An 11162-nucleotide genomic window follows, 5' to 3' on the forward strand; every position below is an offset into this window, starting at 1 on the left:
ATTGGCGAAAGCAAATACAATAGCTTCACTATCATGATAAGGGCGCTGGCGAAGGGTGTCAAGTAAGTTTCTATATAATATTTTCTAAAATAAATAGACTTCTCGCATCCAATTTTGGCAGCGCGCGACACACAACTGCAATGACAAGGTGTCGCAAGATAAACATCATATTCACACGAAGTACTTGACTTCACTTGTACTAAGAAGCATTTTATATATGTTGTGTGCCCGTAGCTCAGCTGGATAGAGCAACAGCCTTCTAAGCTGTGGGTCGTAGGTTCGAATCCCACCGGGCACACTCTTTTATCAATACTTTCTATAAATCTTCAAGTACTCTGGCACCACATTTTCAATTGCTAATGGTCGAACCTTCATTGTTTCAAGGTCAACTGACTTTTCGATTGAACTATTCATCATAACTTTCACCTGATCTTGAGTAAGCATAGGGTTCGTATCTCCGGTTATTGGTTTTAGCAGCATAGAAATAATTTTATTTTCTAAAAAGAAAGCTATTAACTTTGCCATTGGAAAAGATACATTGATCAACAAACACTTTCTGTTAGTAACATTCAGAATAAACTTCAATAAGCTTTTGAAAGAGTAAACCTTTGGTCCACCCATGTTATAAATTTTCTTGTCTTGCTTATTAAAACTGATAATACGATATACCACTTCAGCTAAGTCTATTACACATATTGGCTGAAATTTAGTTGTTCCATTGCCAATTAGTGGTAAGAAAGGAAGAATAGTTGCTAATCTTGCAAATTTATTAAAGAAGTTGTCTTCTTTACCAAATACAAGGCTTGGCCTAATTATTATTGCTTTTTGAAATGCTGAAGTTACAGCTTTTTCACCTTCCAATTTACTTTTGGCATATTTTGACAACTTGCTATTTTCTATTCCCATAGCAGAAAAATGTATCATCATAGGTACATTTTTCATTTTTGCAGCTTTTGCTATCCTTTCAGCTATTTTAACGTGAACAGCGTAAAAATCGTGCTTTTTTGCTTCATATAATATTCCCACTAAGTTTATAGCTACATCACATTCTTCCATACCATCCAGAACTGATTTTTCATCAAAAAAATCGCCTTTAAATATTGATATTTGTCCTAAATTGCCACACAATTTTAAACAAGCAGCTTTTTCCTGATTACGAGTGAATATCTTTATTAAATATCCTTCTGCTGCCAAGCGTCTTACGATGTGTTTCCCTATAAACCCCGTTCCACCAAAAATAATTACACGTTTTGTCACAATTAAAGTTCCTAATAATTTGTTACTGTAAATTAATACAATGATTTCGCTTAATATTTTATTACGAATTCCCGTACAATAAGATCCATTTTCATTCCTCGTGAGCCTTTAACTAGAATTGCGTCATTATTCTGAATAATGTTAGCTAAATCACTTTTCAATTGATTAGAATCATTAAAATGCGTGCCTCTTATATTATCTGGCAAAAGCTCATGCAATTCTAACATAAATTTACCAACTGTATAAACTTTATCTATATTATTTTCTGTGATAATCTTAACCAAATCTGTATGAAACTCTATGCTTTCATCACCAAGTTCCAACATATCACCAAGCAAAGCTACTTTTCTCTGATTAGAATATGTACTCAAAGTTTTTATTGCAGTTTTCATCGAAGCAGGGCTGGCGTTATAGGAGTCATCAATTAAATGTATATATTTTTTATTGCATTTGACCTTATGAATATTGCCTCTACCTTTCGCTACACTAAAATTCTTAAGTGCAAGTGGTAATTTTGATAAATCAAGTCCGAGGCTTTGCACAACTGCTGCAACAGCAAGTAGCGAATAAGCAAAATGCTCACCTTGTACACGTAAATTACAGTTTATAATTTGATTATCACTCAGCCTGATTTTTAAACTTAATCTATTAGCAACTCGGTTTGATGTCATTCCAGCGCGTGACGCTGGAATCCAGTCTTTATTATACAACCGTCTGATATGCTCATTTGCAATTGAACTTCCTGGATCCAAGTAGTCAAGCACTGGGATGACAGAAGATAGTGCTGAAATGACAGAAGACTCATCGTTTCTTATTAAGTTTAGTAAACAAACTTCAGCATTTTTATCTTTACCGAAGCTTATTACATTTCTATTGGCGTGTGATGAGAGATAATCATAATATTTATTATCTCTGCTTAAAACCAAAGTACCGTTATTTTTCATACCATACAGAATTTCTAACTTCGCTTGTGCAACGTCAAATAGTGATGAAAAATTTTCAGTATGTGCAGGTTCGATGTTGGTAATAACTGCAATATTCGGATTACTAATTTTTGATAATTCTTTTATTTCACCAGCTTTATTCATTCCCATTTCAAGAATTAAGTACTGGCAGTTTTTTGGAGCTTTCAGAATTGTCAAAGGCAATCCTATATTATTATTTAAGTTACCTTCGTTTGCATGGGACACTCCATATTGCGATAAAACAGTGTGTAGCATATCCTTTGTAGTGGTTTTTCCGACACTGCCTGTAACTGCAATAACTTTAGCATCAATAAGAACATTTCTAATGTAATATGATGCCATATCGTGCAAAGCTTTCAGGGTATCTTGTACAATAATGAGAGGGAAACTTTTATATTTACCCTCACTCACTATTGCAGCGATAGCCCCTTTTAAAAACGCTTCATGCAAAAAATTATGGCCATCAAAATTCTTTCCCTTGAGGGCAATAAATAAATCACCTTTTTTTATGCTTCTTGTGTCCGTTGAAATATTTGAGCTATGTATCCAATTACAACCATTTACGTCTCTTCCGCCAGTTGCATCAATGATATTATTTGTGTTCCATTTAAACATAATTTAGAGTATTCTTTATAATAAATTGAACAATAAAAGTAGCGAAAATACTACATGTTTTAGACAGTGTGCAAATAATGGTTGCAATCCCTATAATTCTATCTTATAATGGATATGGAAGTTTAAATTTTTTCGTCTATAATTAAAATGTATTTAGTTGTAGAAAGTACCTTGGAGGTATGTATGTTCACAGGAAAAAATGAAAAATCTACTTCTATACTAGCTAAAGTTGGTGATGCAGCTTCGGGAGTAGGAAGTTTTCTGGGTAGAGGTGTAAAAGTTCTAGTCAAGGGTGCAGTGTACCCTATATGGCCAAAGAATTGGTTTAAGTCCTGGGATGAAATGCGGCACGACATAAAAAATGGCGGACGTTCTATTATTGGCAACCCACTTGAAGAATATGATCCACCTATAGAAACCACACAAGCTAGTGAGGATCTTGGTGTCCAAATAATGGAGCAAAAGAAAGGAACAGGAAAGGTAACTTTTTTAGCATCAAGGACTCTGACAGGGGATATACCCTATTTGACGCCAGAACGATTAGGTGAAATAAAGCAAAACCTGCCAAATGTAACTATCTTTAAAGAAGAAAATAAAATTGTAATTGAAGTTGATGTTAAAAAAATAATTGAAGACATTAAATATAAAGGAAAGAGTCCAGAGGAGATAAAAAAGCTTGCTATTGAAGAAATTAAACAAAAAGTTGACGGTAACCTTAAAGATCTAGCAAAAATTACTGGTGGAGAATTTAAAGTTCACACAGACTTAAAATTGCTGTATGGTATTGCAGAAAAATTGTATAAGGAATATGATAATCAAAAGCAGTCATCAGACAAAGTTGTGAAGTCTGATGTTGGTCAGCCTTCAGAAACTATAGCTTCAGGTGAGAAAAAATGGGCGCAAGAAGCTATAAAAGCAGGTAAGTCGCAAAGTTGTGGAATGCAAAAATAAGTTATAGGGGAGTATTATGAGTGAAGCTAAAAAAATAGAGGAAAGACATCATAGTCTAACTGTTCCTGGGGATATGTATCACTTACAACCAGGAGTTATTACTGGAAAAAGGGTAAGTGGAATAGAACCCTTTTTGAAAGAACAGCAGGACATAGTAAAAGTAAGGGAACTTGTAAGCTCCTTAAATCTTGAAGATGCTTCTGGTGATGCGATAAAACCACTATCTACACCTAATGTAGAGAAAAACGAAGAAAGAGGGAAAGGTCGCTCTTAAAATATGAGCAATGAAGTTTATGATAGCGATAACATCTTTGCTCAAATATTAAGAGGTGAGTTACCTTGTGAGAAGGTACATGAAAATGAAAATGTACTAGCTTTTCATGATAAGTACCCTGACGCACCAGTTCATATTTTAGTTATATCAAAAAATCAATATATTTCATATGATGATTTCATTCTAAAAGCTCCTGAAGAGGAAATAGCGGATTTCTTCAAAACTGTAAGAGAGATAGCACACAAATATAATCTAGAAAAAACAGGATATAGATTAGTCACTAACTACGGTGAAAATGGAGAGCAGGTTGTACCACACTTTCACGTGCATATTTTAGGTGGTAAAAAGTTAGGAAAGCATGTAAACTCATAGTGTTATATGTTTTGTTAAATGAGCGAATATTTAACCATAGTAATCTTTATCTGCGTATCAATTGTAGTATCTTTTGCTTTAGGTATATTGCCTATGTTTCTTGCAGTGAGTAAGCCAGATGGTGAAAAGCTTTCCACATATGAGTGTGGCTTCAATCCACTATCCAGTGCAAGGAAAAATTTTGACATCAAATTTTACCTAGTTTCAATATTATTTATAATATTTGACTTAGAAATTGCTTTTCTTTTTCCTTGGGCTGTTTCCTTATCTAAGATAAGCTATGGTGGATTTTGGTCTATGATGGTATTTCTTGCAATACTCACTATAGGTTTTATCTATGAATGGTGTAAAGGTGCATTAGAGTGGGAGTAGTTTATGACAAATCAAATTCTATCTAATGATGACTGGGGTCGTTATAAAAAAGAAGGGTTTCTTGTCACTAAATTTGGTGATTTAACAGATTATGTAATGAATTGGGCAAGGTCTGGTTCATTGTGGCCAATGACATTTGGTCTTGCATGTTGCGCAGTTGAGATGATGCATACTGCATCCAGCCGTTATGATCTTGATAGATATGGTATAATGTTTCGTGCAAGCCCACGTCAATCAGATGTGATGATTGTTGCTGGCACACTAACTAATAAAATGGCAGCAGCATTGCGCAAGGTTTATGATCAAATGGCAGACCCGAAGTATGTTATTTCCATGGGAAGTTGTGCAAATGGTGGTGGTTATTACCATTACTCTTATTCAGTAGTCCGAGGCTGTGATAGAATTGTGCCAGTTGACGTGTATGTCCCTGGATGCCCACCAACCGCTGAGGCGTTGCTATATGGAATGCTATGCCTACAAAACAAAATAAAACGGACTCGGAATGGATAAAACTGCAAAGTATATACAAAAAAAGACCAAATGCGAGTGCATTCAAAAAGATGATGGCATTATTGTAATATATTCAACTTTAGATGAAATTGAAAAGTACCTATTCTTTCTACGTGATGATGAAAAGTGTAGGTTTGAACTATTAGTTGATATTTTTGGGGTTGACTATCCAAATAGAGAGAAGCGTTTCGAGCTAATATACAATCTACTCAGCATTGTGCATAATATTAGAGTACACATAAAGCTTCAGTTATGTGAAAGCGACATGCCTCCAAGTGTAGCGAAGATATTTAGTACGGCTTTGTGGTTTGAGCGTGAAGTGTTTGATATGTATGGAATAGAGTTTTCTGATCACCCTGATTTGCGTAGGATTCTAACAGACTATGGATTCAAAGGTCATCCAATGTTAAAAGATTTCCCTCTCACTGGTTATGAGGAAGTAAGATATGATATAGAGACAAAAAAGGTTGTGTATAATCCTATAGATTTACCGCAAGATTTTCGTATGTTTGATAGCTTATCGCCTTGGGAAGGTAAAACCATAAAAGTAAATACAAAGGAGTAGAAAATGACAGTACAAAGAAAAAAAATATCTTTAATCGGTGCAGGAAATATCGGTGGAACTCTCACCCATATGATTGCACTAAGGGAACTCGGTGATGTTGTTTTACTTGATATTAGTGATGGAATACCACAAGGTAAAGCACTCGACATAGCAGAATCATCCCCTATTGATGGATTTAATGTCAATATTACTGGCACAAATAGGTATGAAGATATAAAAAACTCCGATGCAATTATAATAACCGCTGGCATCGCTAGAAAACCTGGAATGAGCAGGGATGACCTCCTGCAAACCAATGCTAAAGTAATGAAGGAGGTTGGCGAAAATATTAAAAAATATTCTCCAAACGCGTTTGTAATAGTGGTTACCAACCCTTTGGATGCCATGGTTTCAGTGGTGCATAAATTTTCAAACCTTCCAACTAATATGATTGTTGGCATGGCAGGAGTGCTTGATTCTTCCCGTTTTCGTTACTTTCTTGCAAGTGAGTTAAATATCTCAGTTGAAGATATATCTGCTTTTGTGCTTGGAGGACATGGCGACACTATGGTACCACTAATCAATTGTGCTTCAGTTGCTGGAGTTCCACTTACTCAAATTATCGATATGGGTCTTATCACACAGAAAAAAGTCGATGAAATAGTTGAACGCACTCGCAATGGCGGTAAAGAAATAGTTGATCTGCTTAAGTCTGGATCTGCATACTACGCTCCTGCATCTTCAGCTATATGCATGTTAGAATTATATTTAAAAGATAAGAGGCGCATATTACCATGTGCTGCTTACCTTAATGGTGAATATGGTGTAGAAGAGTTGTTTATTGGTGTTCCTGTAATTATTGGAAAAAACGGAATTGAAAAGATCCTAGAAGTTAAAATGAATGATAGTGAACAAGAAATATTTAATAAGTCTGTAAACTCGGTGAGAGAGCTGGTGAAATCTTTAGGTTCATAAGCAAATTAATGGTTTTATAGAGCTTCTTTATAGCTCAAACAGCCTAAAAAAGTTGCTTGTGGTTACCTTCGCTACTTGTTCTGGTGACTCATTCCACAACTCTGCCAAACAATCAACAACGTATTTCACCATTGCTGGTTCATTCTTTTTTCCCCTATAAGGCTCAGGTGATAGATATGGTGCATCAGTTTCGACTAAAACACGCTCGCGTGGTACATTTTGTGCAATTTCTCTGAGTAAGCTCGCATTTTTAAAAGTAATAATTCCAGAAAATGAAATATATAACCCCAAATCTATAGATTGATAAGCAAGTTCTTTAGAGGAAGCAAAGCAGTGCATTACTCCACTAAAAGCACCGGCTTTCATTTCTGACCTTAACATATCGATCATCTCATTATCAGCGCTTCTTGTGTGAATCACTAAAGGTAGTCCAGTTATTCTTGACGCTTCTATATGTAATGCAAAACTTTTTTTCTGATTGTCTTTGTTGTCAGATTTATAAAAATCTAACCCGGTTTCACCGATACTAATTACCTTTTGGTTCTTGGTAAATTCAACTAATTCATCAACATGTATACACTCACCGTTTTCTATAGCAGCATCAAGCGGATGTATACCAACAGAGGAGTAGACCTGATCATAGGATGAAGAAATTTTTAATAACTTAGGAACATCGTCAATGCTTACGCATATGTTATGCAAAACCTTTACACCATTTTGCTCTGCCCTTGAAATTACTTTTGGTATTTCATCGTCAGAAAAATAAATCAAGTGGCAATGAGAATCTACTATCATGAGCTTATTGTTGAGGCTTTTATTATAGAAGAAAACTCTTCTATCACTGTTTTATAAACTTCTTTTTTAAATGATATAGCACTGGCTACTAAACTATCTATACCTTGCCAACGCCACTCTTTGAACTCTGGATGACCAGTATAATTAATATCAATGTCCTCATCTTCTCCGCAAAACTTCATTAAGAACCACCTTTGCTTTTGACCAGAATATTTTCCATTCCAGCATATTGGTATAACTTCTTCAGGCAAGTTGTAGTATATCCAATCCTTGCTTTTAGTTATAACCTTTACTTTATTAGTACCAACCTCCTCTAGCAACTCACGTAACGCTGCTTGTTCCAGTTCCTCACCATCATCAACACCTCCTTGTGGCATCTGCCAGTAAGAATCGCTATCAAAGCGTTTTCCAATAAAGGCATGTCCTTGTCTGTTAAATAGCATTATGCCAACACAAGGACGGTACTTATCTTTCTGCTCAACCACGAGTACGCTCTGTTTTTAAATGATTTGTTACAGAAGTTTTAATTAATTTTCCATTTTTTTCTTTCTTCATCTCTTCAGCAATTTTCTTTGCAACTTCCTTTGCACTCAAGTTCGAGTTATCAATTTCAAGCGAACCCTCAGGTATAAATAGCCTTTTCCCTTCAATTTTCTTTATAGCAAAATCCGGATCAGTAATTTTATTTTCCTGATATCTCTCTTCTGATTGGACACGTCTTACTAGTTTTTCATTATTACAATGTAATACTACAGAAAAAATTTCCATGTCCATTTTTTTACTTAAATTTACCACTGAGTTATATAATCTTTGGTCATAGGGATCACCCTCTATCAATTCATTTGTAAATATATAATGTTTTGATTTTACGTAGTGTTTTTCCAGTATTGCTAATACATTTTCCCTAACTGCAAAAATTTTTTCCCATAGGTCATCTGGAACTTCAGCGTTTTGTAATTTAACAATATCAAATATAATATTATTGAATAGATTATTGCTTACTATTACTGCACCAATGATTTTACACAGTTCCTTTGCAGTAGTAAACTTACCACTGCCTGGAAAGCCGATTAAATAGATGAGAGTCTTGCCCATAATGAATACTAGTAAAAAGCTATTTTCAATTATATAAAAAGTATATACATTGTACATGCTAAAAACATGATGATAAAATAGATGCAGGTAATACCTTTAACAAGTAGTTGCGTTGAAAATAGTTCATATTTAGAAATTTTGAGTATATAATTATAAATGAATCATATAACCTGTAAACAATGCTTAGCGATATGGAATCGATAAGAAGTACAATTGAAGAGATAATAGATCAAAATAAAGGTCATGATATAGTAACTTTTGATGTGCAGAATAAAACCGTTATTGCAAAATATATGATTATTGCATCTGGTAATTCAAGCCGTCACGTTAAAGCTTTAGCTGAGCACGTAATAAAAAGCCTCAAGCCACATGATAAAATAGATGTAGAAGGTATGGATGAAGGCAATTGGGTAGTTTTGAATTTTCAAGGCATAATGGTTCACATATTCAGGCCGGAAGTAAGGGAGTATTATAAAATAGAAGAGTTATGGAACTGATTGCCTGGATAGCTGGTGCACAACTGCACAAACGTTGTAATTTTGAAGGCAACTCCTGCACAGGTAGTGGTGTCATGAAAGTAGCTGACACTGGAATCCAGTTTTTCATGCAATTTCATCGGAAACGTTGTATAGTGTGCTTGTTTATAATTAAGTTCCAGTGTCTGGGCACTGGCTTCTCTATTAGGGTTACCTTCGGCATTAATGACAGGATAGACTGGGGTTTATAAAATGAAACACGCATCTGAATTTTTAAATTTCATCCAAGAAAGAGGGTACCTATACCAATGCACAAACATTGAAGGACTAGATCAATTATTATTGCAGAGCAATTATATAGTTGCATACATTGGGTTTGATTGCACAGCACCAAGTCTTCATGCTGGTCACCTAATTCAGATTATGATGCTCTGTCACCTACAAAAATTTGGTTATAAGCCGATAGTCTTACTTGGAGGTGGCACAACAAAAATTGGTGACCCATCCTTCAAAGATAAAGCAAGAAGCATCTTGCCTGTAGAGAACATCAATCAAAATACATCCAGTATAAGGAGAATATTAGAGAAAATGGTGTCTTTTAATGACAGCAAGACTGGTGCAATGATAGTAAATAACGCAGATTGGTTGGATAACATAAAATACATAGATTTTTTGCGTGATATAGGAGCTTATTTTTCTGTAAATCGTATGCTAAGTTTTGATAGTGTGAAAACCAGGCTGGATAGAGAGCAAACCTTAAGCTTTCTAGAATTTAATTACATGCTATTGCAAGCTTACGACTTTATTGAATTAAATAAAAAATATGATTGTCGTCTGCAGATTGGAGGGTCAGACCAGTGGGGAAATATAGTAAACGGAATTGAACTTGGAAAAAAGTTGAATTTACCTGAGCTATTTGGCCTTACCATGCCTCTTTTATTAAATGCACAAGGAAAAAAAATGGGCAAAACTGAAAGTGGAGCAGTGTGGCTTGATGATAATATGCTAAAGCCTTACGACTACTGGCAATATTTTCGCAACGTTGATGATCAAGATGTTGGACGTTTTTTAAGATTGCTCACTGATGTGCCAATTGATGAGATTAGAAAATTAGAGTCTTTAAAGGATCAAGAAATAAATGAAGCAAAAAAGGTCTTGGCAACAGAAGTGACAAAAATATGTCATGGTGACAAAGAAGCGGAACTTGCACAATTTGCTGCAATTTCTGCTTTTGAGAATGAAGATAGCTCACTACTTCCTGATTACATCATAAAAAAAGAACAAGTTGCAAGCGGCATATCCTTAGTAGACCTACTACATGACACCGGTTTTGAACCTTCAAAAGGCGCTGCAAAGCGTTTAATACAGGGCAACGGATGCAAGATTAATGATAATGTTGTAAACAATATTGATCATGTAATAAATTTCGAAAGCTTTAAAGATCAGCCATTTATAAAATTATCTGCAGGAAAGAAACGCCATATAAAAGTTGTGGTAGATTAGGTCTCGAAGTAAGAAAACAAATTTTATACAAGTGAGAAATTAGATATGGAGCAAATTTTCAAAATTCGAGAATTATGTATAAAACAACTGGAAAGATAGTAGAAAGCGAAATTCTATTATATATAGCTAAAGTGGCTTAGGTTTACCTACAATTTGAAAAACAACAAATTCGTCATTCCGCTACTCATTAGCGGAATCTATACCGCGAATGAATCCATAACTGTACGGACATTGCAATTTGGGCCTACCAGGAGGGCAATGCCTCTTATCCAAGTACCCTCTTCTTGTCATCCAAGTAGCCGACACTGGGATGGCTTTGTTGCATAGCAACTGAAAAAATCTGGTGGCTACTGACAAAATTCATTATAAAATAGCCATTTAACCTTGAAAGAAAAAATATGCCACAAAAAATGAGGGTCAGTAACCATAGCGAATATAACAAATTTCTAGAAAAAAGA

General features: G+C 35.0%; 16 protein-coding genes and 1 tRNA gene. 11 read left to right on the forward strand and 6 right to left on the reverse strand.

From position 1 onward, the window contains the following. Nucleotides 1-224: 224 nt before the first annotated feature. Nucleotides 225-298, forward strand: a tRNA-Arg gene (locus OZD62_RS05450). An 8-nt stretch (nt 299-306) separates the two neighbouring features. On the opposite strand, the gene OZD62_RS05455 is transcribed toward OZD62_RS05450, so the two are convergent. Together OZD62_RS05455 and OZD62_RS05460 are read right to left on the reverse strand one after the other, a co-directional pair. Next, the gene (locus OZD62_RS05455; protein WP_275019608.1) at nt 307-1257 is read right to left on the reverse strand and encodes a complex I NDUFA9 subunit family protein; all 951 of its coding nucleotides are present in this window, start codon (nt 1255-1257) and stop codon (nt 307-309) included. A gap of 50 nt (nt 1258-1307) precedes the next feature. Then, a complete protein-coding gene (locus OZD62_RS05460) occupies nt 1308-2837 on the reverse strand; it encodes a UDP-N-acetylmuramoyl-tripeptide--D-alanyl-D-alanine ligase (protein WP_022626416.1) in 1530 nt (509 codons plus the stop codon). A 183-nt stretch (nt 2838-3020) separates the two neighbouring features. Between OZD62_RS05460 and OZD62_RS05465 the strand changes: the two genes are divergently transcribed. Genes OZD62_RS05465 through mdh form a run of 7 tightly spaced genes read left to right on the forward strand, consistent with a single transcriptional unit; the run spans nt 3021 to nt 6835 of the window. Next, nucleotides 3021-3788 (forward strand): hypothetical protein, encoded by a 768-nt coding sequence (locus OZD62_RS05465; protein ID WP_275019609.1) that lies wholly within the window; start codon nt 3021-3023, stop codon nt 3786-3788. Between the two features lie 16 nt (nt 3789-3804). Continuing rightward, complete coding sequence (locus OZD62_RS05470) at nt 3805-4062, forward strand: hypothetical protein (RefSeq protein ID WP_275019611.1); 258 nt, start codon at nt 3805-3807, stop codon at nt 4060-4062. 3 nt (nt 4063-4065) lie between these two features. After that, nucleotides 4066-4434 (forward strand): HIT domain-containing protein, encoded by a 369-nt coding sequence (locus tag OZD62_RS05475; protein ID WP_010082356.1) that lies wholly within the window; start codon nt 4066-4068, stop codon nt 4432-4434. An 18-nt stretch (nt 4435-4452) separates the two neighbouring features. After that, nucleotides 4453-4806, forward strand: a complete 354-nt coding sequence (locus tag OZD62_RS05480) for an NADH-quinone oxidoreductase subunit A (RefSeq protein WP_006279576.1) — start codon at nt 4453-4455, stop codon at nt 4804-4806. Nucleotides 4807-4809: 3 nt separating this feature from the next. Continuing rightward, nucleotides 4810-5316 carry a NuoB/complex I 20 kDa subunit family protein gene (locus OZD62_RS05485; protein WP_006279574.1) on the forward strand — a complete coding sequence of 169 codons (507 nt, stop codon included), beginning with the start codon at nt 4810-4812 and terminating at the stop codon, nt 5314-5316. After that, on the forward strand, nt 5309-5881 hold the full coding sequence (locus OZD62_RS05490; protein ID WP_006279573.1) for an NADH-quinone oxidoreductase subunit C: 573 nt from the start codon (nt 5309-5311) through the stop codon (nt 5879-5881). Before OZD62_RS05485 ends, OZD62_RS05490 begins: the two co-directional genes overlap by 8 nt. A gap of 3 nt (nt 5882-5884) precedes the next feature. Continuing rightward, the gene (mdh, locus tag OZD62_RS05495; protein ID WP_275019613.1) at nt 5885-6835 is read left to right on the forward strand and encodes a malate dehydrogenase; all 951 of its coding nucleotides are present in this window, start codon (nt 5885-5887) and stop codon (nt 6833-6835) included. A gap of 27 nt (nt 6836-6862) precedes the next feature. Here the strand turns inward: mdh and OZD62_RS05500 are convergent, their stop codons facing one another. From OZD62_RS05500 to OZD62_RS05510, 3 genes are read right to left on the reverse strand one after another with little or no spacing between them, the layout of a single operon-like run. Next, nucleotides 6863-7630 (reverse strand): TatD family hydrolase, encoded by a 768-nt coding sequence (locus OZD62_RS05500; RefSeq protein ID WP_010082353.1) that lies wholly within the window; start codon nt 7628-7630, stop codon nt 6863-6865. Then, nucleotides 7627-8115 (reverse strand): RNA pyrophosphohydrolase, encoded by a 489-nt coding sequence (locus OZD62_RS05505; protein ID WP_006279569.1) that lies wholly within the window; start codon nt 8113-8115, stop codon nt 7627-7629. The genes OZD62_RS05500 and OZD62_RS05505 overlap by 4 nt, the downstream gene beginning before the upstream one ends. After that, on the reverse strand, nt 8108-8725 hold the full coding sequence (locus OZD62_RS05510; protein WP_275019615.1) for an AAA family ATPase: 618 nt from the start codon (nt 8723-8725) through the stop codon (nt 8108-8110). Before OZD62_RS05510 ends, OZD62_RS05505 begins: the two co-directional genes overlap by 8 nt. A 179-nt stretch (nt 8726-8904) precedes the next feature. Here OZD62_RS05510 and rsfS point away from each other — a divergent pair, with 179 nt between their 5' ends. The 3 genes from rsfS to tyrS are packed head-to-tail and all read left to right on the forward strand — an operon-like array spanning nt 8905 to nt 10704. Beyond that, nucleotides 8905-9222 (forward strand): ribosome silencing factor, encoded by a 318-nt coding sequence (rsfS, locus tag OZD62_RS05515; RefSeq protein WP_264705857.1) that lies wholly within the window; start codon nt 8905-8907, stop codon nt 9220-9222. Next, entirely contained in the window at nt 9213-9452 is a 240-nt protein-coding gene (locus tag OZD62_RS05520) for a hypothetical protein (RefSeq protein ID WP_010963049.1), read from the forward strand. Before rsfS ends, OZD62_RS05520 begins: the two co-directional genes overlap by 10 nt. 1 nt (nt 9453) lies before the next feature. Beyond that, the gene (tyrS, locus tag OZD62_RS05525; protein WP_007548582.1) at nt 9454-10704 is read left to right on the forward strand and encodes a tyrosine--tRNA ligase; all 1251 of its coding nucleotides are present in this window, start codon (nt 9454-9456) and stop codon (nt 10702-10704) included. Between the two features lie 265 nt (nt 10705-10969). On the opposite strand, the gene OZD62_RS05530 is transcribed toward tyrS, so the two are convergent. Then, the coding region (locus OZD62_RS05530; protein ID WP_275019617.1) for a hypothetical protein at nt 10970-11162 on the reverse strand (193 nt) is incomplete at its 5' end.

The sequence above is a fragment of the Wolbachia endosymbiont of Drosophila seguyi genome (assembly GCF_028981765.1).
GTDB lineage: Bacteria > Pseudomonadota > Alphaproteobacteria > Rickettsiales > Anaplasmataceae > Wolbachia > Wolbachia pipientis.